This is a genomic window from Pseudomonas sp. PDM15, assembly GCF_014851565.1.
In the GTDB taxonomy this organism is placed as follows: domain Bacteria; phylum Pseudomonadota; class Gammaproteobacteria; order Pseudomonadales; family Pseudomonadaceae; genus Aquipseudomonas.
This window is the reverse complement of sequence record NZ_JACVAA010000001.1, coordinates 154,915-179,755: the sequence shown is the minus strand read 5'-3', so window position 1 is coordinate 179,755 and position 24,841 is coordinate 154,915. Positions and strand designations below refer to the sequence as shown.

Sequence of the window (24,841 nt, the reverse complement as noted above, 5' to 3'; positions counted from 1 at the left end):
GCTGCGCAATCAGGCGTTCAGACCAGCGCGATCACCCCACCGGCCAGCGGCAGAACCGCCGCCAGGGGCAGCACCCAGCGCTGGCGCCAGGCCAGCAAGGCCACCAGCAGCAGGCCGGCGAGCATCAGCTGGCACAGCCAGAACACTGCGCCGATCTCGCCACCCTGGGCCAGCCAGCAGAGGCTCAGGCCACCGACCAATGCAGGCAGCGCGAGGACACGCAGCAGGCGCTGGCGCGCCGGGCTCAGCGCGCCCTGGAACAGCAGATGGTGATGACGGCTCATGGCCAGGCTCAGAGCGGTCATGGCCAGGTAACTCAGGGCGAAGGCGAGCAGCAACATCAGACGGCCTCCTCGACCAGCACCCGACGCGCGCGCGGCACCTTGACCATGGCGGGCTGGGCAAAGCGCCAGGCGCACAGGGCGCTGAGCAGGCCGCCGACGATCAGGAACAGGTCGATGCCGGCCAGCTCCCAGTCTCCGCGCGCAACGGTGGACAGCAGGTGGCCATGCTCGGTGGTCAGCCCGTTGAGCAGCGGCAAGCCCAGGGCCAGCAGCGCGCCCAAGGCCAGTTGCTGGCTGAGCAGGCGACGCGGCTGGCGCAGGCCGAGTACGGCCCACAGAGCTACCAGCAGCCAGGCGCCGACGAACACCCAGGCCTCCGCGCTGGCGCGCTCGGCCAGCCCGGCCGGGATCAGGCGATTGCCCCACAACAGGGCCAGGCTGGCCAGCGGCAAACCGGCGAATACCGCGCCGTTGAGGGCGCGCACTATGCCGATGCCGGCCCCGCCGCGCGCCTCGCGCTTGGCCACCCAGACCTTCACCCCACCGATCAGCAGGGCACAGCCGGCCAGGCCGAGGAGGAAGTACAAGCCGCGCATCAGCGTGCCACCGAACTGCACCATGTGCAGGCCGGCCAGCCAGGTGTAGGTGGTATAGCCGGCCGGCGCCTTCTGCTCGTGCAGCAGCTCGCCGCTGGCGGCGTCAAAGGTCAGCCCGGACAGCGGCCGGCCAATGCGCGACTGGTGACTTTGCTCGCTGATGTCGACCACCGCCGAAGCGTCGTCCGGATGGTGCACGCTGATCCAGCCGGCCGGGCTGCCGCCCCAGTGCTGCTCGGCCTGGTCGATCAGAGTATTCAACGACAACGGCGGCTGTGCCGGCTGGTGCATCTCCTCGCGGTGGTAGGCACCGGCCACCTCGCTGAAGAAGTGCTCGATGTCGTTCTTGTAGGCCACCTGCAGGCCGGCAGGCATGTAGCTGGAGACGAAGATCACCACCCCGGTGTAGGCCAGGATCAGGTGGAAGGGAAAGCCGACCACGCCGAACAGGTTGTGCGCATCCAGCCAGGCACGCTGGCCGTTGGCATTGGGGCGCAGGGTGAAGAAGTCCTTGAAGATGCGGCGGTGGATGATCACCCCGGACACCAGCGCCACCAGCATGAACATGCCGGCCAGACCGACGATGTACACGCCGACCATGCCGGCATGCAGGGTGTAGTGCAGGCGAAAGAAGAAGTCGCCGCCGACTGTCTCCGGCAGCGGCTCGCCGCCGGCCCGGGAGAAGAGGTGGTTGTGCCGCTGCTCGCTGCCGTCCACTTCCCAGCCCAAGCGCCAGTACGGCTCGCGCTCGCTCGGGCCATGCATCCAAAAGGCGTGCAGTTTCTGGCCTTCGGTGTGGCGCTGCATCCAGTCGCGCACCTGGTCGGCGCTCATGCTGGACTCGGCGCCCTGGTGCAGGGCCGGGCGCATCCAGCGCTCCAGCTCCTTGTCGAAACAGGCGATGGTGCCCGCCAGGATGATCACGTAGAGCAGCCAGCTGGGCAGCAGGCCGCCCCAGGTGTGCAGTCCGGCCATGGATTGACGCAGACTCATGGGCGCACTCCCAGCTCGCTCGGCAGGAACGCCGCCAGGCCCATCACCAGGGTCAGGCCGGCCAGCCACAGCCAGGCGCGGGTGGCGCTACCGGCGGCGAACACGTAGATCGCCGCCGCCGTCCACACGGCGAAGCTGAGCATGCCGGCGAAGGACACGCGGTCCGGTCGCGCCAGCGGCAGGTAGACGGAAAGGAAGGCGGCGAAGCCATAGGCCAGGGCATAGCCCCCGACCAGCGCGGCCAGCACGCGCGAGGCGACGCTCCAGGGCGACAGGGTGGAATTCTTGCTCACGGTCGACTCGTCGAGGGGCGTGGCCAGTCCTACCGCGGAGCGGTGCTGACCATCGGGACAAATTGGCCCAGCATTTTATTGATAAATATTCGCAATTGAAAGCGAATCAGCTTTCCTCTGACTCGCGCCCGATGCGCGCCGGTGCCTGCACCGAAGGGAAGCGCGACGAGGCGAAGCGCACCACCAGAATGGCCATGGCCAGCAGCAGAATGGCACCGGAGACATAGACCACGCCCATGTCCGGGCGATGGTGGTGCGACACGTCGGAGATCAGCAGGCGGGTCAGCGCGGTGATCGCCACGTAGATCAGGAAGCGCACCGGCATGTGGTTGGTCTTGAAGTAGATGCCGACCATGGCACCCAGCTCGAGGTAGATGAACAGCAGCAGAATATCGTCCACCGTGATGTGGCCCTTCTCCAACATGCCGAGAAACGCCACCACCGAGGCCCAGGCGGTGATGCCGCCAATGGCGAACAGCGCCAGGTAGTGGAAGCTCTCCACCAGCAGGTTGCCCAGGGACTGGGCCAGGTCATGCATGTCGCCCCGCAGGGCATCGATTCGCTTGAGACTCACCAGCGCACTCCTTCGACTGAACGGGTCCATGCTGGACCAGTTGGATGACAGCAGCTATGCAGGATGAGGGCCACGCGGCGGGCTTGCGCCGCAGGTGGCGAATCAAATACTGTATATGCATACATATCAACCATCTAGCTTATGGGAATGAGGTGATGAATGGCCGTCGAAGTGGTGTACCGCAGCAGTCGCGATCCGGAGCGTCTGTTCATGGATAAGTCCGAAGCCGATCGCTACGACAAGATGCTGGAGCTGGCCGAGGCCCTGTCCAGCGCCCTGCACAAGGCCGTGCCGTCGCTGAACGAGGAACAGGTGGAGGAGCTGGGCATCTTCATGGCGAAGAACCGCGACACCTTCGCCAAGGCCTTCAAGAACCAGCCGGACGCCCTCGCCGAGCTGGACGCGGCCTCCGCCGACGCCTGACGCGCCGTTTGTTCAAGCCGCCCGCCAGGGCGGTTGACGATGCTGGGCGCTCCCGTCCTTTTCGGAGAGCGCCATGCGTCCCCTGCTCAGCATCCTCTATGCCCCGCTGTTCTTCTTCGGCCTGATCGGCCTGGCCACCTGGCTGGTCGGCTATCGCGACCTATCACCTGCTTGGCTGCCGGCGCTGCTGCTCGGCGCCGTCCTCGTCTCGCACCTGGCCGAACGCCTGCTGCATTACCAGCACAGCTGGAATGAGCCCCATGCCGATGGTCCGAGCGACCTGCTGCATGCGCTGGTCAACGAGTCGCTGAACATCGCCAGCCTCGCCATCATTCCCCTCCTCGCCGGGCTATGGCCGGCGCCGCCGCTATGGCCCGTGTACTGGCCGCTGTGGCTGCAGCTGGCGCTGGCCATACTGGCCGCCGATCTCGGCGTCACCCTGATGCACTGGCTCAGCCACCGCAGCGCCCTGCTCTGGCGCCTGCACGCGGTGCACCACAGCGTGCCGCGCCTGTATGGCTTCAATGGCCTGATGAAGCACCCGCTGCACCAGTTGCTGGAGGCCGGCGCCGGCGTGTTGCCGCTGATCCTGCTCGGCCTGCCGCTGCAGGTCGCCGCCCTGCTGGCCTTTGCCGTCGCCGTGCAGCTGCTGTTGCAGCACAGCAACGTCGACATGCGCATCGGTCCGCTGCGCCACCTGTTCGCCTGGGCGCCGCTGCACCGCTTCCACCACATCCGCTACGGGCGCGCTGGCGACGTCAATTTCGCGCTGTTCTTCAGCTTCTGGGATCGCCTGCTGGGCACCGCCTTCTATCGCGAGGACTACCGGCTGAGCGACGCCGATGTCGGCATCGGCGACCGCCCGGACTACCCGCGCGCCTACCTGGCGCAGCTGTGCGAACCCTTCCGTGCACGGGCCTCTACCAGCGCCATCCCGGAAACGCCGCCGGCGCTGCGTTCAATCCAGCAGCCGTAGCTGCAGATGGCGCAGGCTGCGGTCGGCGCGGATGCCGAACAGCTCGCGCACGGTGCGTGACAGGTGCGCCGAGTCCGCGAAGCCGGCGGCATGCGCCGCGTCGGTGAGCGTGCGGCCTTCCAGCGCCACGCCCAGGGCCAGGCGCAAACGCCGCCAGCGCACCAGCCGCCGCACTGACAGGCCTACCTGCTCGGCGAACAGGCGCTCCAGCTGGCTGAGTGACAGGCACACGCGCTGCGCCAGGTCCTGGGCGCTGATGCGTTCGGTCAGTTGCTCATCCACCGCGCCCAGTGCCTCACGTACCCGCGCATCCAGCGGCAGGCGCGGCAACTGCCGCACCCGCTCGACCAGGGCGGGCAACTCGGCCGGCGCCGTGGCGGCCAGTGCCTGCAACTGCTCGAGGGAGAACGCCAGCGGCTCGGCATACAGCGCCAGCAACGGCTGGCCGGCCAGTTCGAAGGCATGCTCCTGCTGCGACGGCACCAGCAAGGCCCGCGCGCAATGCGCCTGCCCCTCGACCAGCAGGCAGTAATCGGGGCCGAGCCAGAGCGCGCCCTGCCAGTGCTCTTCCTTCATGGCAGCCTCGTCGAATGGAGGGGCAGAAATAGCGCAAGCCCGCGTCGCGCGCCAGCCCGAAAGCGCCGCAGATTGACCGATCGGCCAACTCGGGGTTAGTGTCGGCACATCCCTCAACGGATGCCCTCCATGAATCATCTCGCGCTCACCTGCTCCAGCCTCGCCGCCCTGCACGGCGAGCATCCGTGTGCGCCACCACCTGTCGCCCCTCCCCGCGCACGCCGGGCCGGCACGCCACCGCCGCCGCCCGCCAGCGCCTGATCGCCCGCGGCTCGTCGCCGTCGGTCGATCGCTCAAACCCTTTTCCGGTTTTCCGCTCCGCCCGCGCTTCTGCGCGCCTGGCCGGCGGCTTTTGACAGGTGATTATTCATGCGTTTCGACAAGACCTTCTGGGGCGCCTGCGCCTCCACCACGCTGTTCGTCCTGCTCTGGAGCAGCGGCGCGATCTTCTCCCGCCTGGGCCTGGACCACGCCTCGGCCTTCGCCTTCCTGACCCTGCGCTTCGTCCTCGCCCTCGGCGTTCTGCTGCTGATCGGCGCCGTCGTGCGTTCCTGCCTGCCCGCTCGCGGCCAGCGCCTGCGCACGGCCGGCACAGGCCTGCTGATGATCGGCGGCTACTCCATCTGCTATCTGCTGGCACTGGACCAGGGCATCACGCCCGGCGTGCTGGCCACGGTGCTCGGCGTGCAGCCGATCCTTACCCTGATGCTGCTGGAACGGCGCTTCGCCGCCCTGCGCCTGGTCGGCCTGGGCGTGGCCCTGTTCGGCCTGGTGCTGGTGGTGTGGCAGAGCATCGGCCTGGCGCGCTTTTCCGCCGCGGGCACCGGCTACGCCCTCGGCGCCCTGCTGTGCATGACCCTCGGGGCCATCGCCCAGAAGGGCCTCAGCCAGTCGCCATTGCAGGCACTGCCGCTGCAGTACGCGGTGAGCCTGCTGGCCTGCGCAGCGCTGCTGCCGTTCCAGCGTTTCGAGTTCGAGTGGTCGCTGGACTTCCTCGGCCCGCTGCTGTGGCTGGCCATCGTCATCTCGGTGGTGGCGCAGCTGCTGCTGTACCGGCTGATCCGCGCCGGCAACCTGGTCAACGTCACCAGTCTGTTCTACCTGGTGCCGGGGGTGACGGCGGCGATGGATTACCTGTTCCTCGGCAACGCCATGAGCGGCCTGAGCCTGGCCGGCATGCTGGCCATCCTGCTCGGCCTGGTGCTGGTGTTCCGTCAGCCGAGCAACGTGCAGCCAACCCGGCTGACCGAGGCGGACGGAGCCTGATGCTCGGCGCTAGCGCAGCCTAAGACGTGCCCGGCGAACCGGCACGTCCTGGCCTGCGCTACTCCTCGAAGCGGCTCGTGGGATCGCGGTCCTGCTCGTAGCGCCGGCTCAGCGGAAACGCCGGCAACCAGGCCTCGCGCCTGACGATCCAGCTCTCGTAGGTCGGCCGCAGCTGGTCGGGCGCATCCAGGGCGCCCAGGTTCACTTCGACTTCATCGGCAGTGTGGGCGAACACCGAGGAACCGCAGCGGGGACAGAAATGCCGCCCGGCGTAGTGGTGGGTTTCGCCCTCGACCGCCACCGCCTCCTGGGGAAAGATCGCCGAGGCGTGGAACAGCGCGCCATGGTGCTTGCGACAGTCCAGGCAATGGCAGAGGCCGACCCGGTACGGCTGCCCCCACGCCACGAGACGGACGTTGCCGCACAGGCAACCACCGGTAAATCGCTGCATGCTGCGTCTCCTCTGATTTTGAAAAGCAACGTTAGACCGCATCCAGCGTATTGAAAAAGCGCGCCGGCTCGTCGCCGATGGCGGGCTCAGCCGTACAGCAGGCGCTCGGCCAGTGCGTCGGCGACCCGCGCCGGCGAGCGCTTGTCGGCCTGGGCGTGGGCATAGATCTCGGTCAGGCGCCGGCCGATCTTCGCCAGGTGAGCGGTGATCGCCGGCAGCTCCTCGCCGCGGTGCTTGAGCGCCACGTAGATCAACCCACCGGAGTTGATCACATAGTCCGGCGCGTAGAGGATGCCGCGCGCCTCCAGCTCGTCGGCGACCGCGGCGTTGGCCAGCTGGTTGTTGGCCGCGCCGGCCACCGCCGCGCAGTGCAGCTCGCTCACCGTCTGGCTGTTGAGCACGCCACCCAGGCCGCAGGGCGAGAGGATGTCGCAGGGCGTGGAGAACAGCTCCTCGCTGCTCACCGGGCGAGCACCGAGCTGCTCCACCGCCAGTTGCACACGACCGGGGTCGAGGTCGCTGACGAACAGCTCCACCCCATCCGCGGCGAGCTGCTCGGCCAGGGCGTAGCCGACATTGCCCAGCCCTTGCACCGCCACGCGCAGGCCCTGCAGATCGTCGCTACCGAGACGCGCCAGGGCGGTGGCGCGGATGCCGGCGTACACACCCATGGCAGTGTGCGGCGAGGGGTCGCCGGCGGAGGTGGTGCTGGTGACGTGGTTGGTCTGCTGGGCGATGCAGTCCATGTCCGCGCTGGAGGTGCCGCTGTCCACCGCGGTGATGTAGCGGCCGCCCAGCGAGTCGATCATGCGGCCGAAGGCCTCGAACAGCGCGCCGCGGCTGTCCACGTGCGGTGGGCGGATGATCACCGCCTTGCCGCCGCCCTGTTCCAGGCCTGCCAGAGCAGCCTTGTAGCTCATGCCCTGGGCCAGGCGCGTGGCGTCACGAATGGCGCTGTCGTCGTCGGGGTAGGCCAGGTAGCGGCAGCCACCCAGGGCGGGGCCGAACCGGGTGTTGTGGATGGCGATGATGGCCTTGAGGCCGGTGGCAGGATCATGGGCGAGATGCAGCGCTTCGAGCCTGGCGCTTTCCATCATGGTGAACATGGCGGACTTCCTTCGCTGGCTTTACAGGCCAGTATAGGTCGGCCGCCGTGGCCGGGGCTGACAGGCGGGAATAAACCGGATGGAGCTTATCGCCCCTGCACCTTCCACCAGTTGCAGAACTCCTCCAGCGCGGTCCAGATCGGCACCTGCGGCTCGTATTCCAGGTATTGGCGGGCGCGGCTGATATCGAGAGAGAAGTCGCGCCCCATCACCGCCACGCCGAGGCGGAACAGCGCCGGCTCCGGGCGGCCCGGCAGCAGCTTGCAGATATTTTCGTTGAGGGTCGCGGCGGCGTAGGCCAAGCCGAACGGCATGTGCTTGGTCACCGGCGGCAGGTCGAACTGGCGCAGCACGAAGTTGACCACGTCCCACAGCGGCACCGGCGCGCCATTGCTGATATTGTACACCTTGCCCAGCGCCGGCCCCGCCGCCAGCAGGCTGCTGAACAGGGCGTCGTTGAGATTCTGCATGCTGGTGAAGTCGACCTTGTTCAGGCCGTTGCCGATGACAAACAGACGGCCCTTGCGCTGCATCTCGATCAGCCGCGGGAAGATGCTGGTGTCGCCGGCGCCGGTGACGAAGCGCGGACGCAGGGCGATCACCTCCAGGCCGAATTCCTGGGCCTCGAACACCTTCTGCTCGGCCAGGTACTTGGTGGCGCCGTAGTAGTCGACGAACTTCCTCGGCACCTGCTCTTCGCGCAACCCGACATGGGCCTTGCCATCGAAGTACACCGATGGCGAGGACAGATGCACCAAGCGCCGCACCTTCTGCCCCAGGCAGCCCTCGATGACGTTCTGGGTCAGCACCACGTTGCCCTGGTGGAAGTGCTCGCGGGTGCCCCAGGTGCCGACCGAGCCGGCGCAGTGCACCACCATCTCCACGTCGCGACACAGCTTGTGCGCCAGGTCCGGGTCGGACAGGTCGCCCTGGACGAACTCGGCGCCACGCTTGGTCAGGTGCGCTACGCCTTCCGGTCGCCGCCCGTTGACCCGCACGCCGAGGCCCTGTTCCAGGGCAAAACGGGCGAAACGCCCCCCAATGAAGCCACTCGCACCCGTTACCAGAATCTTCATCTGCACCGCCCCCGATCTTGTTATGCCACCGACTCTAGCAGCCGCCACACGAGCTGGCTGTTGCCCAGGCGGCCACAACAGCGACCTTGCAGGCCCATTGCTCAATTTTTTTTTGACGACCCGTTAAGTAATTTGCACGCTTATTGCAAAATATTTGACGATTTCAACCCTCTGCCACCCATCTACACGCGGAGTCATCCGACATGCCGTTGCGCCTGAAACTTGCCATCAGTTTTCTGCTGATCGGTCTAATCCCAGTGTTGGCGATGGCCTTCACGGTCTACCAGCAGGCCAGCCAGGCACTGCGCGAACAGGCACTCAACGGCCTGGAAGCTGTAGCGAATATCAAACAGCAGCAACTGCAGGACAGCTGGCAGGCGCGCCACAACCAGCTCGCCGCCCTGGCCAGCAACCTGGGCACCAGCTACGCCGGGCTGGATGAAACCGCCCTGCTCAGCACCGCCAACTATGACCGGCCGATCTTCCAGAACTTCATCGAGACCTTTGGCTATCGCGAGCTCAAGCTGGTGTCGCGTGAAGGCTATGTGCTGTTCAGCCTGCAGCGCGGCGCCGACTACCAGCAGAAGCTCGGAGATGCCACCTGGCGCGACACCCCGCTCGGCCGACTCGTGCGCAGCGCGCTGGACAGTGGCCAGGCGGAGATCGGCGACCTGGCGGTGAGCACGCCCGGCGGCGAACCCAGCCAGTTTCTCGCCGCGCCCATCGTCGAAGAAGGCGAGCTGCAACTGCTGCTGGTGCTCGAGCTACCGCTGGCCGAACTGAACCGGGTGATGCAGGCCCGCCAGGGCCTGGGCGAAACCGGCGAGACCTATCTGGTCGGCCCCGACGGCCGCTTGCGCTCCGACTCGGTACGCTTCGCCGAACACCAGGTGGCACGCGATGGCCGGCAAGGCGAGCAGCTGCCCGGTGCCGCCATCGGCAAGGCCCTGGCCGGCGAGCAGGGTCGCCTGGCCGAGCCCGGGTTGAACGGCCAGCCGGTGCTCAAGGCCTTCGTCCCGCTGCAGCTGGATGGCCGGCGCTGGGCGCTGGTGGCGGAGATGGATCAGGAGCAGGCCTTCGCCGCCGTGCGCACGCTGATGTGGCAAGTAGTGGTACTGGTGCTGCTGACCATCGCCGGCGTGGCCCTGGCCACCTGGCTGGTCAGCCGCAGCGTGATGCGCCCGCTGGGCGGCGAGCCGCGCAGCATGGCCGAGCTGGCCAGGCGCCTGGCTGCCGGCGAGCTGCGCCTGAGCGCCGATGGCGGCGAACACAGCGGCCTGATGCAAGCCCTGCACGAGATGGCGAACGCCTGGCGCCAGGTGGTCGAGCGTCTGCGCCAGGCCAGCCAGGCGGTAGGCGATGCCAGCGGCGATATCCTCGGCGCCGCCGGCCGCACCAGCAGCAGCCTGGATCAGCAGCAGGAAGCGCTGGAGCTGGTGGTCAGCGCCGTCGACCAGATGGCCGCCACCGTGCAGGAAATCGCCAGCAACGCCAGCCAGAGTGCCGACGGCAGCGCCGCCGCGCGCGATGCCTTCGTTACCGTGCAGGGCAGCCTGCAGCGCATGATCGGCCAGCAGGACCAGCTGCTCGCCGGCCTGCGCGGCGCCGATCAGGTGGTGCAGACCCTGGCCAGCGATAGCCAGCAGATCGGCTCGGTGCTGGAGGTGATCCGCGCCATCGCCGAGCAGACCAACCTGCTCGCGCTCAACGCCGCCATCGAGGCAGCACGAGCCGGGGAGCAGGGCCGTGGCTTCGCCGTGGTCGCCGATGAGGTACGCAACCTGGCCCTGCGTACCCGCAGCGCCACCGAGGAGATCGTCACGATTGTTGCCGCCCTCGGCGAGTCGTCCGGCGAGGCCCAGGCGCGCATGCAGGGCTCCAGCGAACAGGCCCGCGCCCTGGAGGTGGAAACCCAGGCCGTGCTCGGCTCCCTCGGTCACCTGGACGACTCGCTGCAGGGCGTGCACGCCCTGGCCTTCCAGATCGCCGCCGCGGCCGAACAGCAGGCGGCCACCACCCAGGAGGTCAACCAGCACATGCACCGTCTCAACGACATGACCGGCGAAAACCGCCGCACCGCCGCCCACACCCGCGACTGCGGCGAACACCTGCGCAAGGTGGCCGGCAGCCAGGAACAGCTGGTGGCGCAGTTCCAGCTCTAAGGCTCAGGCATGCTCATAGGGTGGGCTCAGGAGCGCAGCGAACAGCCCACCGCAGCATCTCGGTGCACTGCCTGCGACGAGCCATCCGCCCCCCTCAAACCAGCCACTCACCCACACCACGTTCCAGATGGCGAGTCAGCTGATTCAGCAACTCGCCGCCATTGCGCCAATGGTGCCAATACAACGGCACATCCAGCGGCCGCCCCGGCAGCAGCTCGACCAGCACCCCCGTCGCCAGCTCGCGCTGCACCTGCAGCTCGGGAACCAGCCCCCAGCCGAAGCCGGCGCTGGTCAGGCGCACGAAGCCCTCGGACGACGGGCACAGGTGGTGAGTGAAACCACCTCCGATGCCCAGCCCCGCCAGGTAGCGGTGCTGCAGCAGATCGTCCGGGCCGAAGACGATGGCCGGCACCTGCCCCAGGCGCTGCAGGTCCACGCCTTGGGGAAAATGCCGCGCGATAAAGGCTGGGCTGGCCAGCGCGCGATAGCGCATGGCCCCCAGCGCCAGGGCGCGGGCACCGGCCACCGGGCGCTCGGCCGCGCACAGGCAACCGGCCACCTCGCCGGCACGCATGCGCTTGAGGCCGACGTCCTGGTCCTCCACCACCAGGTCCAGCAGCAGGCGGTGCTCGGCGCAGAAGTCGCCCATCAGCGGCGCCCACCAGGTCGCCAGGCTGTCGGCGTTCAGCGCGATGCGCAGGCGCTCGGCGCTGCCACCCTCGTCCAGAGCCGGCACCTGACCCTGCAGATCGCGTTCAAGCAGGCGCACCTGCTGCACATGGTTGAGCAGGCGCCGGCCGATCTCGGTGGGCGCCGGCGGCGCGGCGCGCAACAGTACCGGCTGGCCGACCCGCGCCTCGAGCAGCTTGATCCGCTGCGACACCGCCGATTGCGACAGGCCGAGCAGCTGCGCGGCACGCTCGAAGCCGCCCTGCTCCACCACGGCAGCGAGCGCCGCCAGCAGCTTGTAGTCGAACATCAGTTTTCCTAATGAGAGATCAGCATGATTTGTTTTTCTTATACAGCCGATCTCCCCAGACTGGCCAGCATCGCAACCCTCACAAGGACTCCGCCATGACCGGCGAAACTTCCCTGAGCACCCTGCTCGCCACCCTGTCGCCGCACCTCAACCCGGGCGAGTTCGTGTTCTGCTCCGTGGCCGGCCCGACCGTGCTGCATGAAGACGTCGCCGTCGGCAGCTTCCGCGAAGCGGAAGGCACCACCCTGATCCTGCCGCGCGCCGAGGCGGATCGCTTCAACCTGGCCTACGACTACGTGGCCGCCTGGATCACTCTGCAGGTGCACTCCTCGCTGGCCGCCGTCGGCCTCACCGCCGCCTTCGCCACCGCGCTGGCCAGGGAAGGCATAAGCTGCAACGTGATCGCCGGCTACCACCACGACCACTTGTTCGTCGCCCAGGCCGACGCCGAGCGCGCTATGGCAACACTGCAGCGGCTGGCCGCGGAGAGCCGCTGAGGATGTGGCAGAGCTACCTCAACGGCCTGCTGGTGGCGGCAGGGCTGATCGTCGCCATCGGCGCGCAGAACGCCTTCGTCCTAGCCCAGAGCCTGCGCCGCGAGCACCACCTGCCGGTGGCCGCGCTGTGCGTGCTGTGCGATGCGGTGCTGGTCGCCGCCGGCGTGTTCGGCCTGGCCGCGGTGCTGGCGAAGAGTCCGCTGCTGCTCGCCGTGGCGCGTTGGGGCGGCGCGGCCTTCCTGCTCTGGCTGGGCGTCCAGGCGTTGCGCCGCGCACTCAGTCCGCAGGCCCTGCTGCAGCAGGACAGCGGCCCGCGCTCGCGCCGCGCGGTGCTGCTGGCGGCCCTGGCGGTGACCCTGCTCAACCCGCATGTGTACCTGGATACCGTGCTGCTGATCGGCTCCCTCGGCGCCCAGCAACCGGTCCCCGGCGCCTACGCCCTGGGCGCAGCCAGTGCCTCGCTGCTGTGGTTCTTCACCCTGGCCCTAGGCGCCGCCTGGCTCGCTCCCTCGCTGGCACGCCCGGCCACCTGGCGCCTACTCGACCTGGCGGTGGCGGCGATGATGTTCGCTGTGGCCTGGCAGCTGGTATTCCACGCGCCCGGCGCATGACCGCAGGGCGTCGCAGCGCTATGCTGCGGCGCTCAAACCCGGGCTCTGGAGAGCGCTCTTGGATACGACGGTGTTTGCCGTGGTGATGGCCGCTGCAGTGCTGCACGCGGGCTGGAACGCCCTGCTGAAGATCGGCCTCGACCGCTTCCTCACCGCCTCGCTGATTCAGATCGGGGCTGGTTGCATCGCCCTGCTGACGTTGCCCTTCTTCAATCTGCCGTTGACCGACGCCTGGCCCTACATCGCCCTCTCCGCACTGCTGCATATCGGCTACAACATCTTCCTCGCGCGCGCCTACCAGCACGGCGACCTGTCCCAGGCCTATCCGATCGCCCGCGGCAGCTCGCCGCTGCTGGTCGCCCTGCTGGCGCTGCTGGCCGGGGATGCGCTGCACGCGGGGCAATGGGCGGGCCTGCTGGTGCTGGTCGGCGGCATCTGGCTGATGGCCTGGCGCGGCGGCCATGCCGGTGGTGCACCCAGCGGCCCGCTGGTGCTCAATGCCCTGGCCACGGCGGCCTGCATCGCCGGCTACACCCTGTCCGACGCCCTCGGCGCGCGCACCAATGGCGATGCCATCGCCTATGCCCTCTGGCTGTTCGCGGTCAATGGCGTGGTAGCGGCCGTGGTCATCGCAGGGCGGCGCGGGCCAGGCATCTTCCTGCAACTGGGGCCGCATTGGCGCGGCGGCCTGGCGGGTGGCGCCATGTCGATGCTGGCCTACAGCCTGGTGATCTGGGCCACCACCCAGGCACCGGTGGCCATGGTCTCGGCCCTGCGCGAAACCAGCGTGCTGTTCGCCCTGCTGATCGGCTGGCTGTTCCTCAAGGAGTCGATGCCGGCATTGCGCCTGATCGCCTGCTGCGTGATCGCCGCCGGCGTGGCGCTGATGAAACTGGCCTGATCGCCCGCACTTCCCGCCCGGCCGACGGTCCCAGGCAAGAGCCGGCGAAGCCCCTGGCATCGGCTTTCCCACACAGTTGCTGCGTGGATATGGCCTGGGTCGGGTGCTATGATCCCGGCCTCGCGGCACATTAAAGAGTACAAACTCGTCGCCGCCCGTATTCCGGCCGCCCCGTGAACGGCCTGCGCTAGTCGCACATATCCCGACCTGATGATGAGGAGATAGACCATGGCTTTCGAATTGCCGCCGCTGCCGTATGAGAAAAACGCCCTCGAGCCGCACCTGTCCGCCGAGACCCTGGAATACCATCACGGCAAGCACCACAACGCCTACGTGGTGAACCTGAACAACCTGGTGCCGGGCACCGAGTTCGAAGGCAAGAGCCTGGAAGAGATCATCAAGACTTCCTCCGGTGGCGTGTTCAACAACGCCGCGCAGATCTGGAACCACACCTTCTACTGGAACTGCCTGTCGCCCAACGGCGGTGGCCAGCCGACCGGCGCCCTGGCTGACGCCATCAACGCCACCTTCGGCTCCTTCGACAAGTTCAAGGAAGAGTTCAGCAAGGTCTCCATCGGCACCTTCGGTTCCGGTTGGGGCTGGCTGGTGAAGAAGGCCGACGGCTCCCTGGCCCTGGCCAGCACCATCGGCGCCGGCTGCCCGCTGACCAGCGGCGACACCCCGCTGCTGACCTGCGACGTGTGGGAACACGCCTACTACATCGACTACCGCAACCTGCGTCCGAAGTACGTCGAGGCGTTCTGGAACCTGGTCAACTGGGACTTCGTGGCGAAGAACTTCGCCGCCTGAGTCGCATCCAGCGTTCACGAAAAGCCCGGCTTCTAGCCGGGCTTTTTCGTTGGCGGGTTCGGCGTGCGCTCAAACGCCATGCCCGTAGTTGATGGCGAATGATTCGCATCGCCCATCGCCGGCCATCGTCTCGCCGGTGCAGGCCCGAAAAATATGGGATATGACGTAATGGCCCTTTGACGGCTCACGCGCATTTGCCAATACTCACAACGGTCATGAGCCTCCGGCGGCGAACAAGGAATACGCATTTGAAGCTGGATCTGAGAAACAGCCTGTCACTGAAACTGCTGCGTGTTGTCCTGATGTCGGCATTGGTGGTCGGGGTAGTGCTGAGCTGCGGGCAGATCGTCTTCGACATCTACAAGACCCGCCAGGCCGTGGCCAACGACGCCCAGCGCATCCTCGGCATGTTCCGCGACCCGTCCACCCAGGCCGTCTACAGCCTCGACCGCGAGATGGGCATGCAGGTCATCGAGGGCCTGTTCCAGCATGAAGCCGTGCGCTACGCCGCCATCGGCCACCCGAACGAACCCATGCTCGCCGAACGCTCCCGCGAGCTGACCCCCTCCACCAGCCGCTGGATCACCGACCCCATCCTCGGCAAGGAACAGACCTTCACCACCCAGCTGGTCGGCAAGGGCCCGTACACCGAGTACTACGGCGACCTGACCATCACCCTGGACACCGCCAGCTACGGTGAGAACTTCATCACCACCTCGGTGATCATCTTCGTTTCCGGCGTGCTGCGCGCCCTGGCCATGGCCCTGGTGCTGTACATGGTCTACCACTGGCTGCTGACCAAGCCGCTGTCGAAGATCATCGAGCACCTCACCCACATCAATCCGGACCGCCCCAGCGAGCACAAGCTGCCGATGCTGCGCGGCAACGAGAAGAACGAACTGGGGCTGTGGATCAATACCGCCAACCAGTTGCTGGAATCCATCGAGCGCAACACCCACCTGCGCCGCGAGGCGGAAAACAGCCTGCTGCGCATGTCGCAGTATGATTTCCTCACCGGCCTGCCCAACCGCCAGCAGCTGCAGCAGCAGCTCGACCAGATCCTCGACGATGCCGGCCGCTTGCAGCGCCGCGTGGCCGTGCTGTGCGTCGGCCTCGACGACTTCAAGGGCATCAACGAACAGTTCAGCTACCAGACCGGCGACCAGCTGCTGCTGGCCCTGTCCGACCGCCTGCGCAGCCACAGCGGCCGCCTCGGCGCCCTGGCCCGCCTGGGTGGCGACCAGTTCGCCCTGGTCCAGGCCGACATCGAGCAGCCGTACGAGGCCGCCGAGCTGGCCCAGAGCATCCTCGACAGCCTGGATACCCCCTTCGCTCTGGAACAGCAGGAAGTACGCCTGCGCGCCACCATCGGCATCACCCTGTTCCCGGAAGACGGCGACAGTACCGAGAAGCTGCTGCAGAAAGCCGAACAGACCATGACCCTGGCCAAGAGCCGTTCGCGCAACCGCTACCAGTTCTACATCGCCAGCGTCGACAGCGAGATGCGTCGCCGCCGCGAGCTGGAGAAGGAACTGCGCGAGGCGCTCAGCCGCAACGAGATGCACCTGGTTTTCCAGCCGCAGGTCGACTACCGCGACCACCACGTGGTCGGCGTCGAAGCGCTGATCCGCTGGCAGCACCCGCAACACGGCTTCGTCCCGCCAGACCTGTTCATCCCGCTGGCCGAGCAGAACGGCACCATCATCGCCATCGGCGAATGGGTGCTGGACCAGGCCTGCCGCCAGCTGCGCGAATGGCACGACCAGGGCTTCAGCGACCTGCGCATGGCGGTCAACCTGTCCACCGTGCAGCTGCACCACGCCGAACTGCCGCGCATGGTCAGCAACCTGCTGCAGGTCTACCGCCTGCCGCCGCGCAGCCTGGAGCTGGAAGTCACCGAAACCGGCCTGATGGAAGACATCAGCACCGCCGCCCAGCACCTGCTCAGCCTGCGCCGCGCAGGTGCCTTGATCGCCATCGACGACTTTGGTACCGGCTACTCCTCGCTGAGCTACCTGAAGAGCCTGCCGCTGGATAAGATGAAGATCGACAAGAGCTTCGTGCAGGACCTGCTGGACGACGAAGACGACGCCACCATCGTTCGCGCCATCATCCAGCTGGGCAAGAGCCTGGGCATGCAGGTCATCGCCGAGGGCGTGGAGACCGCTGAGCAGGAGGCCTACATCATCGCCCAGGGCTGTAACGAGGGTCAGGGCTACCTGTACAGCAAACCGCTGCCGGCCCGCGAACTCACCCTCTACCTCAAGCAGGCCCGCCGCCTGAGCAATGCCAGCAACCCCGCTACTCTCTGACCCTCCGTCGAGCCAAGTGCCGACGGAGCGGCCTCTGCAGCCAGAACTCGCCGCAGTCTCCACGAAGTCCCTCGCCTCTCAGGGTGGCGGAACGCTTCGATAACGCCATACGTCTACAGCGAGAAGCTTCGGTAACCATCCACTGACGCGAGACGCTCCTCATGCACCAACGCTTGATCCATGCCCTGCTGCTGATCCTCGCCGTGACCAGCTGCGCCTCGCTCGCGCCGCGCGACCCGCTGCGGATCGATCTGGTCGGGATGGAGCCACTGCCGGCGCAGGGCATGGAGGTGCGCTTCGCCGTGGTGCTGCGGGTGCAGAACCCCAACGACAATCCCATCGACTACGACGGCGTGGCCCTGGAGCTGGACGTCAACGGCCAGCCGCTGGCCAGCGGGGTGAGTGATCAGGCGGGGCAGGTGCCGCGTTATGGCGAGGCGCTGCTACGGGTGCCGGTGAGCATTTCCGCATTCTCGGTCATGCGTCAGGCCTGGGCGGCCGCGGGCTACCAGAACGGGCGCGACCTGCCCTATGAGCTGAGCGGCAAGCTGGGCGGCGGACTGCTGGGTACGGCCCGCTTCAGCGACGCCGGCACCCTGAACTGGCCGCAGCCACCGGCCAGCCAGCCGTAGCGCTATTCCGCCTGTTTCTGCCCTGGCTCCTTGCCCTCGTGGGCGAGATGTTCGATCACCGCGTTGAGCTCGGCGCCGAGCAGCAGCACCGCCGATGAGATGTACAGGTACAGCAGGAACACGATGATGGCGCCGATGCTGCCGTAGGTGGCGTTGTAGTCGGCGAAGTTCTGCGCGTAGTAGCCAAAGCCCAGCGAGGCGACGATCCATACCACCACCGCCAGGATCGAGCCGGGGGTGATGAAGCGGAATTCCTGCTTCACGTCCGGCGCCAGGTAATACACCGCGGCCACCACCAGCACCAGCATCAGTACCGCCAGCGGCCAGCGCAGCCAGGCCCAGAGCAGCACCACCGTTTCCTCCAGGCCTACCTGCATGGCCAGCCAGTTCATCGCCTGCGGCCCGAGCACCATCAGTGCCGCGGCCAGCAGCAAAGCGGCGGCGATGGCCACGGTGTAGAGCAGCGACAGCGGCACCAGCTTCCAGGCCGGGCGCCCGTCTTCCACGCCGTAGGCGCGGTTCATCGCCGCCATGGTCGAGCGCACCGCCGCCGATGAGGTCCACAGGGCCAGCAGGATACCGATGGAGAACAGCCCGACCTGCTGGGTCTGCAGCTGAGCAATCACCGGGTCGACCAGCCCCAGCGCATCCTGCGGCAGCACCAGTTCGGCCTGCTGGTGCAGCCAGTCGAAGATCGGCTGGGCGTCCAGCACGCCGATCAGGGCGATGAGGAACAGCAGGAAGGGAAACAGTGAGAAGAACAGCTGGAACGCCAGCGCCGAGGCGTAGGTGGGCAGTTCGTCGTCGATGAAGTCGGTGGCGGTTTTGCGGACGATGGTCCACCAGGACACGCCGCGCAGGTCGATGAATGGCATGGCTCCTCCGCATCTCATGCTCTCCCTGCAAGGTGGGACGGCCGGGCAGCGCCATCGGTTCGACCAATCGCCTGCCAGGTAAAAGCCCTATACAATCTGCGGCCTTTTCCGCTCCGACCGAGGTACCGCCATGAGCACCCTGCCACCCTGCCCGCACTGCGGCTCCGAATACACCTACGAGGACGGCAGCCAGCTGGTATGCCCGGAGTGCGCCCACGAGTGGTCGGCCGATGCAGCGCCGGAAGCCGACGACGGTGAGCGCGTGATCAAGGACTCGGTCGGCAACCCGCTACAGGACGGCGACAGCATCACCGTGATCAAGGACCTCAAGGTCAAGGGCACCTCGCTGGTGGTCAAGGTCGGCACCAAGGTGAAGAACATCCGCCTGTGCGACGGCGACCACGACATCGACTGCAAGATCGACGGCATCGGCCCGATGAAGCTCAAGTCCGAGTTCGTGCGCAAGGTGTGAGGAAAAGGCCCGGCGCAAGGCCGGGCCTGGCATCACTTGAGGTTGGTCTTCAGCCATTCGGCCTGGGGCTTCAGCGTCTCGGGCACCGTGTCGAAGGCGAACCACTCGCCGCCCTGGAACAGGTAGGTATTGATGCCCTGAACGTTCTTCCAGGTCAGCGACTGCAGGCTGCCGCCCATTGCATAGTTCAGGTGCAGGTGCGGCTTGTCGCTCCACGGCTCATGGGCGCCGCGGCCGGAAAAGTACAGGTCGGCCGGCAGCCCGGAATAGTGCTCGACCCAACCGGCCTCCTTGAGTTTCTCGATATCGTCTTTGCTGAGTGTGGGCATGATGACCTCCTTCCGTGTTGCGCCGGCCCCGTGCCGGCGACAGCTGCACGATGCGCGTTGCGCGGGCAGTGGCGCAGAGGCAAATCCTTCCCCCGGAGCCGGGGTCGACTAGGCTGAGATGAGCGGGGCGCGCAACGCGGCCCGCAGCGCCCAAGGGAGGCCAGCATGCGCAGCCTTTCGCTCATCCTTCTCCTGCTATTCAGCCCGCTGCTGTCCGCCGAAACCTGGCGGGTGGTCGGCGACGAACAGTTCGCTCCCTACAGCTTCGTCACCCAGGAAGACGACACCCCACGCGGGGTCGATGTGGACCTGGTCGAGGCGGTGATGAAAGAAGCCGGCGTCACCTATAGCCTGCGCCTGTATCCCTGGGAACGGGTCAAACGCATGCTCGAGCGCAACGAGGCGGAGATGGCCTTCCAGTTCGCCGGCACGCCCGAGCGCAAGGCCCAGTACGAACTGGCCGGGCCGATCCGCACCGGCTCCACCGTGTTCATGACCAGCCACAAGATCCGCCTCCAGGACTGGAAGACCCTGGACGACTTCACCCCGTTCGTCATCGGCCAGGTCCGCGGCTACGCCTACGAGTCCAACTTCGACAAGGCCGACCTGCGCCGCGATACCAGCGCGCAGAACCCACGGCAACTGGTGTCCATGCTGCTGGCCGGGCGCATCGACATCATCGTCGGCGACCGCACCCAGCTGCTCTATTTCATCCAGGAACAACGGGCCCACAGCAGCGTGCGCCTGCTGCCCACTCCCCTCGTGGAAATGCCCCGCTATGTGGCCTTTGCCAAAGGCGACAGCCAACGCGCCAAGCAGTTTGGCGGGGCTCTGGAGCGGGTGCGGGCCAGCGGGGAGCTGGAGAGGATATTGCGCAAGTGGGAGGAATAGGCGGGGCCGTCTACAGCTGACGTACCATCAGCTGATGTTCGCCACCCCAGGCCTGGAAGCGCTCCAGCCACTGCCAGCCACGCTTCGCGTAGTAATCGGCGCGATCATGGGTATGCAGGTAAAGGCAGTGGTAACCGCGCTCGCGGGCCGCCACATAGATACTTTCGATCAGGCGCTCTGCCATGCCCTGACCGCGCATCTCGGGCAACACATAGACGCACGCCAGCCACGGCCCCAGCTCGGGGCGCTGGGGCAAGTCATCGCGTGCCAGACCGGCACAGCCAAGCACTTCACCCTCCTGTAGCGCGATCAGCATCCGCCAGTCGCCATTGCCCTGGCCGGCACGGAACTCCGCCTGCCAGGCGGCCAGCGGTTGCTCGGCGAACTCATAGGGAAACTGGCGGTGCAGCCAGGCGGCAACCGTGTCGCAATGCACGGGGTGATCGCGCAACCAATCGATTTTCACAGCAGGCTCCGGTGCAAGATGGGGCGCCCGAGTATCTCGAAGGCCCGCGCGCCTAACTACTGCACCGGCAGAAAATTCAGGAACAGCAGGCTCTGCGCGTAATTCACCCCGAGCCGCCGGTAGCGTTCCTCCAGCACATGGGTGAGCAGGTCCAGGCGCGCGGTCATCTTGCCGAACTCCACCGCGTAGCTGAGGTTGCTGCCCTCGTTGGACAGCAGCAGCGGCCGGCCCTTGGCGTCGCGGCGCTGGGCGAGCATCCAGGCGGCCTTCTCGATATTGCGCGCGGCGTTGTGGATGAACTGGGCGTCGAAGGAGTCGGTCAGGTAGAACTCGGTGCGCCCGCCATGGGCGGTCACCAGCATGCTGCCCAGGGCATAGATGAAAGCGCCGACCCGGTCGCCCTGGAAGTCCGGCCCCAGCGAATAACTCAGCGCCGCCACGTCGCGCCGCCCCTTCAGCTGCGGCAACGGCTGGTTCTGCTCGATGGCCTGGTGGATCGCCTGCTCCGCCTCGGCCCGCGTGGCCAGGCCGGTCTTGCGCCATTCCTGCGGGTTGCGCTGGTACAGCTTGCTCATCAGTTGGTACAGGCTGTTGAGGTTGTCGCGCATGGCTAGGGTCGCCATGCGGTCCACGTCGCTCTGCAGGAACTCGCCGGCCTGGGGCTCGCTGCTCTTGCTGACGATGGACTCGTGCGCCAGGCGGCCGGAGCAGCCGCCCAGGCCGAACGCCAACAGCAGCGCCGCCATGGCGCAGACCAGCTTCGTCATCGGATTGCCCCCGCTCTCCCACGAACCCTCGGCTAGCAGTAAAGCGCAAAAACGCCAGGGCGACCGTGCGCCACGCCTCCACTGGGAATGCCTTCCCGATTAATCCAACTCCATCGGCTTTCTAGGATCGGCCTACCCCACCCCCCGGGGCCAATCTAGAGGAGAACTACCATGGCCATCACCCTGCTCTGCTGGTGCCGCAACGACAGCGAAGTCAGTTCCGCCGCCAAGGCCTTCAAGGCTGATTACCGCTACAGTGGCTGCCGCGTCGCCGCCCTGCCACAAACGCTGGGCCGTCTGGGCGGTGACGACATCCTGATCATCACCGCCCACGGCTCCTCGCACAGCATCGGCGAGTCGGACGACAGCTTCATCGATCTCACCGTGGACAAGCTTGCCGGCCTGCTCAAGCAGCTGGCCCCCAGCACCTGGAGCGGCAACCTGTACCTGGATGTCTGCAACGGCCTGGCCTTCGCGCGCAATCTCAAGGCGGCGCTGAACGGCCACTTCCCCAACCTGAAGCTGTTCGGCTGCGACGGCGACACTGACATGAGCGTCGACATGTCCAAGCACAAGCAGGCCTGAGTACATCGCGGGGCCATCCCACCCCACCCCGCGATCCTTGGGGCCGCCGCGCCCGACCGACGGTAAAGGCGGCCCCTGTTTTACACAGGATTTACATTGCCCCATGCAATGCGGGGAACGAAGCGCAGTCGAAAGCTGTAACCGGACGACCGGTTTCCCACAGGAGCTTCGACCATGTTTTCGCGTATCCCCATCATCACTGGTCTGATAGCCAGCCTGCTTTTCGCCGGCGGGCAGCAGGCCCAAGCAGCAGACGGCGGCGATGTGGCCATTGGTGTTGCGGCCGGCGCCATCATTGGCGGCGTGCTGGCCAGCCAGCGGCCGGTACGGGTCTACGAGCCGGAACCGGTGGTCTACTACGAGCCGCGCCCGGTGTACTACGAGCCCCGCCCGGTCTACTACCCGGCCCCGGTGTACTACGTGGCGGAGCCGCGCTACCACCACAAGCACTGGCGCAAGCACCACCGTCGTCACCATCACCACCATCACGGCCATCGCTGGTAAACAGAAGCCCCGCTCATGCGGGGCTTCTTCTTTTCATGGCCCGAATGAGCTAGGTTCGCCTCCCCGCCACCCATGGATGGATGCCCATGCTCACCCTGAAGAACCTGTTTTATGTTCTGGTGTTCGGCGTGGTGATGTACGCCGGCATCCAGCAGGCGCTGGAGATGGGCGACTCGCGGGAATGGCCGACCGCCGAGGGCGTGATCACCGAGTCGCGCATCACCAGCAGTTACAAGACCTCGTCGGAGAAAGGCTGGCACGGCAGCCGCTACGAGTACGAGGTACGGGTGCAGTATGCGTACAGCGTGGATGGGGTCAGCTACAGCGGTAAGCACCTGCGTATCCGGCCGAACCAATACAGCTCGGAAGAGCATGCCCAGCAGGAGCTGGCCGAGTACCCGGTGGGGCAGCGGGTGCGGGTGTATTACAACCCGAAGGAGCCCGAGCGCAGCCTGCTGAAGCATATTTGACCACCCGCGCCCAAGGCCTACCTTTGCTGTGGCGGCCCCCTGGTGCCGCGGCGCGCCACTCCCCTCTCACAAGGACAGAAACATGAGCGACGAAGAGCTATCCGTTGAATGTGGCGAACACGGAAAGAGCCCCGCCACGTTCGTCTGCCAGCACCTGCCCGCCGGCGAGAACCAGGGGTTCAATGTCGGCTACGACCCGGAACACCCCGACGACGCCTATCCGGACGCCTGGTGCGACCAGTGCGACGCCGTTCTGGAGCAGGAAGGCGAATGGAACGACCGCTCCGAGGCCTTCGCCGATATCAAGATGGTCTGCGCCGGTTGCTACTGCGATATCCGCGAACGCAACTGGCAGCAGGACGAGGACGCCCTGGTCGAGCTGATCAGCGACAGCTTCGAGTACCTGCAGGCGCGGCAGGCCAGCTTTATGGAAACCTACGGCATCGGTGAGTACGAACGCTGGGACTGGTACCAGGAGAACGCCACGCTGGCGTTCTCCAACGGCGGCAAGCCGGTGGTGGAATGCGATATCGATTTCGTCGGCAGCTTTTCCAGCCGCTCCAACACCTGGATGTGGGCCTGGGCCAATGACTCGCTGCTGGAGCCGGTGCGCACGGGTTCACGGGCCGTGCGCGACCTGGGCGACTCGCTCGGCCTGCTCAAGCTGGCCAGCGCGACCTGGGCGGCGGAGCCGGTCGATGGCTGGGAGATGACGGCGGTGATGGCCAAGCACCTGGGCGCCATCGGGGCTTATCGCGCACCTAGCGATAATGGGTTTCTGCATATGGTGGTGAAGCAGGCGCGCTGGGTGAATTGAGGGGCATTTGCTGGCCGGGTTGTCAGCTATGGCGTTGGGCCAGCATTCGCAGTAAGGTCGGGAGCATCGACTTGCAAGGATGCGTTCATGGCCAGCAAAGCCCCGGCACCCCGCCAGCAAAAGCACCTCGCCGTACTGATCGATGCGGACAACGCCTCGGCTGCCATCGTCGAAGGGCTGTTCGAGGAAATCGCCAAGTACGGGCTGGCCAGCGTCAAGCGCATCTACGGTGATTGGACTCTGCCCAACCTGGGCGGCTGGAAGCAGGTGCTTCTGGATTACTCCATTCAACCCATCCAGCAGTTCGCCTACACCAAGGGCAAGAACGCCACCGACAGTTCGCTGATCATCGATGCGATGGACCTGCTCTATACGCGGCGTTTCGATGGGTTTTGTCTGGTCTCCAGCGATAGCGACTTCACCCGGCTTGCCGCGCGGTTGCGGGAGGAAGGGCTGGAGGTGATCGGGTTTGGTGAGCAGAAGACGCCGAAGCCGTTCGTGTCGGCGTGCGACAAGTTCATCTATACCGAGTTGCTGCGTAACGACGCCGATCCTGCCGAGGTAGAAGTTTCCGCAGCCAAAGCGCCAAGCACTTCAGCGCCGGCTGTCAGTACCGAAGCCAAGCCAGCTGAGCCTGCCAAGGTGAAGCCGCAGAAGGTGCCGGTGGACTTCATTGCCAAGGTGATAGACGACAACTCAGATGAGGATGGCTGGTGTCACCTTGGCGCGCTGGGTCTGAATATCAACAAGCTGCGCTCGGACTTCGACGCGCGGATGTATGGCCACAAGAAGCTGAGTGATCTGATCAAGGCACATAACACTCGCTTCGAACTGCAGGAGCGCGGTGTTACCGCTACTGGCGGTAAGTCGCTTTACGCACGCAATCGCAAGTTGGCCAAGTGAATACGTCTCTGCGCTGGCTCATTACTGAAGGCGCTTGGCAGCATGGTTTCGCCCTGCTGGGCGACTTACTTTCTTTGCTTGTGCAAAGAAGAGTAAGCAAAGAAACACACCCCGGCATCCGGGTCTCGCTGCGCTCGACTCCCCTCCCTCCGGTGCCGCTCCGGGGGCCGGCTTACAAGGGCCATCCATGGCCCTTTAAGCCTCTCGCCGCATCCATGCGGCTCGTCCCCCTACGCAACACCTA

The 24,841-nt window shown here is 66.4% G+C and carries 29 protein-coding genes and 2 pseudogenes; 18 read left to right on the top strand and 13 right to left on the bottom strand.

The window, feature by feature from the left end; all coding sequences use genetic code 11:
- Nucleotides 1–17 precede the first annotated feature (17 nt).
- From IB232_RS00865 to IB232_RS00850, 4 genes are all read right to left on the bottom strand, one after another.
- The gene (locus tag IB232_RS00865; RefSeq protein ID WP_192396683.1) at nucleotides 18–341 is read right to left on the bottom strand and encodes a DUF3325 domain-containing protein; all 324 of its coding nucleotides are present in this window, start codon (nucleotides 339–341) and stop codon (nucleotides 18–20) included.
- Entirely contained in the window at nucleotides 341–1,873 is a 1,533-nt protein-coding gene (locus IB232_RS00860; RefSeq protein WP_192396682.1) for a PepSY-associated TM helix domain-containing protein, read from the bottom strand. Before IB232_RS00860 ends, IB232_RS00865 begins: the two co-directional genes overlap by 1 nt.
- Nucleotides 1,870–2,166: a DUF3649 domain-containing protein gene (locus IB232_RS00855; protein ID WP_192396681.1), complete on the bottom strand. Its 297-nt coding sequence runs from the start codon at nucleotides 2,164–2,166 to the stop codon at nucleotides 1,870–1,872. The genes IB232_RS00860 and IB232_RS00855 overlap by 4 nt, the downstream gene beginning before the upstream one ends.
- A 106-nt stretch (nucleotides 2,167–2,272) precedes the next feature.
- A complete protein-coding gene (locus tag IB232_RS00850) occupies nucleotides 2,273–2,704 on the bottom strand; it encodes a phosphate-starvation-inducible PsiE family protein (protein WP_225592104.1) in 432 nt (143 codons plus the stop codon).
- A gap of 195 nt (nucleotides 2,705–2,899) precedes the next feature.
- Between IB232_RS00850 and IB232_RS00845 the strand changes: the two genes are divergently transcribed.
- Both IB232_RS00845 and IB232_RS00840 read left to right on the top strand, forming a co-directional pair.
- Complete coding sequence (locus IB232_RS00845) at nucleotides 2,900–3,163, top strand: YebG family protein (RefSeq protein WP_192396679.1); 264 nt, start codon at nucleotides 2,900–2,902, stop codon at nucleotides 3,161–3,163.
- Nucleotides 3,164–3,236: 73 nt separating this feature from the next.
- Complete coding sequence (locus IB232_RS00840; protein ID WP_192396678.1) at nucleotides 3,237–4,139, top strand: sterol desaturase family protein; 903 nt, start codon at nucleotides 3,237–3,239, stop codon at nucleotides 4,137–4,139.
- Here the strand turns inward: IB232_RS00840 and IB232_RS00835 are convergent.
- The gene (locus tag IB232_RS00835) at nucleotides 4,122–4,715 is read right to left on the bottom strand and encodes a helix-turn-helix domain-containing protein (protein ID WP_192396677.1); all 594 of its coding nucleotides are present in this window, start codon (nucleotides 4,713–4,715) and stop codon (nucleotides 4,122–4,124) included. The genes IB232_RS00840 and IB232_RS00835 overlap by 18 nt on opposite strands.
- A gap of 369 nt (nucleotides 4,716–5,084) precedes the next feature.
- On the opposite strand from IB232_RS00835, the gene IB232_RS00830 reads away from it, so the two are divergent.
- Nucleotides 5,085–5,981: a DMT family transporter gene (locus IB232_RS00830; RefSeq protein ID WP_192396676.1), complete on the top strand. Its 897-nt coding sequence runs from the start codon at nucleotides 5,085–5,087 to the stop codon at nucleotides 5,979–5,981.
- Between the two features lie 58 nt (nucleotides 5,982–6,039).
- Here IB232_RS00830 and IB232_RS00825 read toward each other — a convergent pair whose 3' ends face one another.
- From IB232_RS00825 to IB232_RS00815, 3 genes are all read right to left on the bottom strand, one after another.
- Complete coding sequence (locus IB232_RS00825; RefSeq protein ID WP_192396675.1) at nucleotides 6,040–6,432, bottom strand: GFA family protein; 393 nt, start codon at nucleotides 6,430–6,432, stop codon at nucleotides 6,040–6,042.
- An 86-nt stretch (nucleotides 6,433–6,518) separates the two neighbouring features.
- Nucleotides 6,519–7,538: a Leu/Phe/Val dehydrogenase gene (locus IB232_RS00820; protein WP_192396674.1), complete on the bottom strand. Its 1,020-nt coding sequence runs from the start codon at nucleotides 7,536–7,538 to the stop codon at nucleotides 6,519–6,521.
- Between the two features lie 86 nt (nucleotides 7,539–7,624).
- The gene (locus IB232_RS00815; protein WP_192396673.1) at nucleotides 7,625–8,614 is read right to left on the bottom strand and encodes an NAD-dependent epimerase/dehydratase family protein; all 990 of its coding nucleotides are present in this window, start codon (nucleotides 8,612–8,614) and stop codon (nucleotides 7,625–7,627) included.
- Between the two features lie 203 nt (nucleotides 8,615–8,817).
- Here IB232_RS00815 and IB232_RS23830 point away from each other — a divergent pair.
- Together IB232_RS23830 and IB232_RS23825 are read left to right on the top strand one after the other, a co-directional pair.
- Nucleotides 8,818–9,657: pseudogene (locus tag IB232_RS23830) on the top strand (cache domain-containing protein); the annotation flags it as partial.
- Nucleotides 9,658–10,245: 588 nt separating this feature from the next.
- A pseudogene (locus IB232_RS23825) lies at nucleotides 10,246–10,776 on the top strand (methyl-accepting chemotaxis protein); the annotation flags it as partial.
- Nucleotides 10,777–10,870: 94 nt separating this feature from the next.
- Here the strand turns inward: IB232_RS23825 and IB232_RS00805 are convergent.
- Nucleotides 10,871–11,755, bottom strand: coding sequence for a LysR family transcriptional regulator ArgP (locus IB232_RS00805; RefSeq protein ID WP_192396671.1), 885 nt, complete (start codon nucleotides 11,753–11,755; stop codon nucleotides 10,871–10,873).
- Nucleotides 11,756–11,850: 95 nt separating this feature from the next.
- Here IB232_RS00805 and IB232_RS00800 point away from each other — a divergent pair, with 95 nt between their 5' ends.
- From IB232_RS00800 to IB232_RS00775, 6 genes are all read left to right on the top strand, one after another.
- A complete protein-coding gene (locus IB232_RS00800) occupies nucleotides 11,851–12,252 on the top strand; it encodes an ACT domain-containing protein (RefSeq protein ID WP_192396670.1) in 402 nt (133 codons plus the stop codon).
- 2 nt (nucleotides 12,253–12,254) lie between these two features.
- Nucleotides 12,255–12,863 carry a LysE/ArgO family amino acid transporter gene (locus IB232_RS00795; RefSeq protein ID WP_192396669.1) on the top strand — a complete coding sequence of 203 codons (609 nt, stop codon included), beginning with the start codon at nucleotides 12,255–12,257 and terminating at the stop codon, nucleotides 12,861–12,863.
- A gap of 58 nt (nucleotides 12,864–12,921) precedes the next feature.
- Entirely contained in the window at nucleotides 12,922–13,764 is an 843-nt protein-coding gene (locus IB232_RS00790; protein ID WP_192396668.1) for an EamA family transporter, read from the top strand.
- Between the two features lie 228 nt (nucleotides 13,765–13,992).
- On the top strand, nucleotides 13,993–14,574 hold the full coding sequence (gene sodB / locus IB232_RS00785; protein ID WP_137974193.1) for a superoxide dismutase [Fe]: 582 nt from the start codon (nucleotides 13,993–13,995) through the stop codon (nucleotides 14,572–14,574).
- A gap of 248 nt (nucleotides 14,575–14,822) precedes the next feature.
- A complete protein-coding gene (locus IB232_RS00780; protein WP_192396667.1) occupies nucleotides 14,823–16,886 on the top strand; it encodes a putative bifunctional diguanylate cyclase/phosphodiesterase in 2,064 nt (687 codons plus the stop codon).
- A 161-nt stretch (nucleotides 16,887–17,047) separates the two neighbouring features.
- Nucleotides 17,048–17,518 (top strand): LEA type 2 family protein, encoded by a 471-nt coding sequence (locus IB232_RS00775; RefSeq protein WP_192396666.1) that lies wholly within the window; start codon nucleotides 17,048–17,050, stop codon nucleotides 17,516–17,518.
- Between the two features lie 2 nt (nucleotides 17,519–17,520).
- Here the strand turns inward: IB232_RS00775 and IB232_RS00770 are convergent, their stop codons facing one another.
- Complete coding sequence (locus IB232_RS00770; protein ID WP_192396665.1) at nucleotides 17,521–18,393, bottom strand: YihY/virulence factor BrkB family protein; 873 nt, start codon at nucleotides 18,391–18,393, stop codon at nucleotides 17,521–17,523.
- A 130-nt stretch (nucleotides 18,394–18,523) separates the two neighbouring features.
- On the opposite strand from IB232_RS00770, the gene IB232_RS00765 reads away from it, so the two are divergent.
- Nucleotides 18,524–18,865 (top strand): zinc ribbon domain-containing protein YjdM, encoded by a 342-nt coding sequence (locus tag IB232_RS00765; RefSeq protein ID WP_192396664.1) that lies wholly within the window; start codon nucleotides 18,524–18,526, stop codon nucleotides 18,863–18,865.
- 32 nt (nucleotides 18,866–18,897) lie between these two features.
- On the opposite strand, the gene IB232_RS00760 is transcribed toward IB232_RS00765, so the two are convergent.
- On the bottom strand, nucleotides 18,898–19,194 hold the full coding sequence (locus IB232_RS00760; RefSeq protein WP_192396663.1) for a hypothetical protein: 297 nt from the start codon (nucleotides 19,192–19,194) through the stop codon (nucleotides 18,898–18,900).
- Between the two features lie 165 nt (nucleotides 19,195–19,359).
- Between IB232_RS00760 and IB232_RS00755 the strand changes: the two genes are divergently transcribed.
- Entirely contained in the window at nucleotides 19,360–20,085 is a 726-nt protein-coding gene (locus tag IB232_RS00755; RefSeq protein ID WP_192396662.1) for a substrate-binding periplasmic protein, read from the top strand.
- Between the two features lie 10 nt (nucleotides 20,086–20,095).
- Here the strand turns inward: IB232_RS00755 and IB232_RS00750 are convergent, their stop codons facing one another.
- Together IB232_RS00750 and IB232_RS00745 are read right to left on the bottom strand one after the other, a co-directional pair.
- Nucleotides 20,096–20,551 carry a GNAT family N-acetyltransferase gene (locus IB232_RS00750; RefSeq protein WP_192396661.1) on the bottom strand — a complete coding sequence of 152 codons (456 nt, stop codon included), beginning with the start codon at nucleotides 20,549–20,551 and terminating at the stop codon, nucleotides 20,096–20,098.
- 56 nt (nucleotides 20,552–20,607) lie between these two features.
- Entirely contained in the window at nucleotides 20,608–21,297 is a 690-nt protein-coding gene (locus IB232_RS00745) for a hypothetical protein (protein ID WP_192397249.1), read from the bottom strand.
- Between the two features lie 192 nt (nucleotides 21,298–21,489).
- Here IB232_RS00745 and IB232_RS00740 point away from each other — a divergent pair, with 192 nt between their 5' ends.
- The 5 genes from IB232_RS00740 (at nucleotide 21,490) to IB232_RS00720 (ending at nucleotide 24,597) form a co-directional block, all read left to right on the top strand.
- On the top strand, nucleotides 21,490–21,903 hold the full coding sequence (locus IB232_RS00740; RefSeq protein ID WP_192396660.1) for a hypothetical protein: 414 nt from the start codon (nucleotides 21,490–21,492) through the stop codon (nucleotides 21,901–21,903).
- Between the two features lie 174 nt (nucleotides 21,904–22,077).
- Nucleotides 22,078–22,407 carry a hypothetical protein gene (locus IB232_RS00735; RefSeq protein ID WP_192396659.1) on the top strand — a complete coding sequence of 110 codons (330 nt, stop codon included), beginning with the start codon at nucleotides 22,078–22,080 and terminating at the stop codon, nucleotides 22,405–22,407.
- An 86-nt stretch (nucleotides 22,408–22,493) separates the two neighbouring features.
- A complete protein-coding gene (locus IB232_RS00730; protein ID WP_192396658.1) occupies nucleotides 22,494–22,877 on the top strand; it encodes a DUF3592 domain-containing protein in 384 nt (127 codons plus the stop codon).
- 82 nt (nucleotides 22,878–22,959) lie between these two features.
- Nucleotides 22,960–23,694, top strand: a complete 735-nt coding sequence (locus IB232_RS00725) for a DUF6882 domain-containing protein (protein ID WP_192396657.1) — start codon at nucleotides 22,960–22,962, stop codon at nucleotides 23,692–23,694.
- 87 nt (nucleotides 23,695–23,781) lie between these two features.
- A complete protein-coding gene (locus tag IB232_RS00720; protein ID WP_192396656.1) occupies nucleotides 23,782–24,597 on the top strand; it encodes an NYN domain-containing protein in 816 nt (271 codons plus the stop codon).
- The last annotated feature ends 244 nt before the right edge of the window (nucleotides 24,598–24,841 follow it).

Bases quoted from the DNA above. Each gene is read 5' to 3' on its own strand.
- IB232_RS00865 (WP_192396683.1), bottom strand. From the start codon at position 341: ATGTTGCTGCTCGCCTTCGCCCTGAGTTACCTGGCCATGACCGCTCTG.
- IB232_RS00860 (WP_192396682.1), bottom strand. From the start codon at position 1,873: ATGAGTCTGCGTCAATCCATGGCCGGACTGCACACCTGGGGCGGCCTG.
- IB232_RS00850 (WP_225592104.1), bottom strand. From the start codon at position 2,704: ATGCATGACCTGGCCCAGTCCCTGGGCAACCTGCTGGTGGAGAGCTTC.
- IB232_RS00845 (WP_192396679.1), top strand. From the start codon at position 2,900: ATGGCCGTCGAAGTGGTGTACCGCAGCAGTCGCGATCCGGAGCGTCTG.
- IB232_RS00840 (WP_192396678.1), top strand. From the start codon at position 3,237: ATGCGTCCCCTGCTCAGCATCCTCTATGCCCCGCTGTTCTTCTTCGGC.
- IB232_RS00835 (WP_192396677.1), bottom strand. From the start codon at position 4,715: ATGAAGGAAGAGCACTGGCAGGGCGCGCTCTGGCTCGGCCCCGATTAC.
- IB232_RS00830 (WP_192396676.1), top strand. From the start codon at position 5,085: ATGCGTTTCGACAAGACCTTCTGGGGCGCCTGCGCCTCCACCACGCTG.
- IB232_RS00825 (WP_192396675.1), bottom strand. From the start codon at position 6,432: ATGCAGCGATTTACCGGTGGTTGCCTGTGCGGCAACGTCCGTCTCGTG.
- IB232_RS00820 (WP_192396674.1), bottom strand. From the start codon at position 7,538: ATGTTCACCATGATGGAAAGCGCCAGGCTCGAAGCGCTGCATCTCGCC.
- IB232_RS00815 (WP_192396673.1), bottom strand. From the start codon at position 8,614: ATGAAGATTCTGGTAACGGGTGCGAGTGGCTTCATTGGGGGGCGTTTC.
- IB232_RS00805 (WP_192396671.1), bottom strand. From the start codon at position 11,755: ATGTTCGACTACAAGCTGCTGGCGGCGCTCGCTGCCGTGGTGGAGCAG.
- IB232_RS00800 (WP_192396670.1), top strand. From the start codon at position 11,851: ATGACCGGCGAAACTTCCCTGAGCACCCTGCTCGCCACCCTGTCGCCG.
- IB232_RS00795 (WP_192396669.1), top strand. From the start codon at position 12,255: ATGTGGCAGAGCTACCTCAACGGCCTGCTGGTGGCGGCAGGGCTGATC.
- sodB (WP_137974193.1), top strand. From the start codon at position 13,993: ATGGCTTTCGAATTGCCGCCGCTGCCGTATGAGAAAAACGCCCTCGAG.
- IB232_RS00775 (WP_192396666.1), top strand. From the start codon at position 17,048: ATGCACCAACGCTTGATCCATGCCCTGCTGCTGATCCTCGCCGTGACC.
- IB232_RS00770 (WP_192396665.1), bottom strand. From the start codon at position 18,393: ATGCCATTCATCGACCTGCGCGGCGTGTCCTGGTGGACCATCGTCCGC.
- IB232_RS00765 (WP_192396664.1), top strand. From the start codon at position 18,524: ATGAGCACCCTGCCACCCTGCCCGCACTGCGGCTCCGAATACACCTAC.
- IB232_RS00760 (WP_192396663.1), bottom strand. From the start codon at position 19,194: ATGCCCACACTCAGCAAAGACGATATCGAGAAACTCAAGGAGGCCGGT.
- IB232_RS00755 (WP_192396662.1), top strand. From the start codon at position 19,360: ATGCGCAGCCTTTCGCTCATCCTTCTCCTGCTATTCAGCCCGCTGCTG.
- IB232_RS00745 (WP_192397249.1), bottom strand. From the start codon at position 21,297: ATGGCGGCGCTGCTGTTGGCGTTCGGCCTGGGCGGCTGCTCCGGCCGC.
- IB232_RS00740 (WP_192396660.1), top strand. From the start codon at position 21,490: ATGGCCATCACCCTGCTCTGCTGGTGCCGCAACGACAGCGAAGTCAGT.
- IB232_RS00735 (WP_192396659.1), top strand. From the start codon at position 22,078: ATGTTTTCGCGTATCCCCATCATCACTGGTCTGATAGCCAGCCTGCTT.
- IB232_RS00730 (WP_192396658.1), top strand. From the start codon at position 22,494: ATGCTCACCCTGAAGAACCTGTTTTATGTTCTGGTGTTCGGCGTGGTG.
- IB232_RS00725 (WP_192396657.1), top strand. From the start codon at position 22,960: ATGAGCGACGAAGAGCTATCCGTTGAATGTGGCGAACACGGAAAGAGC.
- IB232_RS00720 (WP_192396656.1), top strand. From the start codon at position 23,782: ATGGCCAGCAAAGCCCCGGCACCCCGCCAGCAAAAGCACCTCGCCGTA.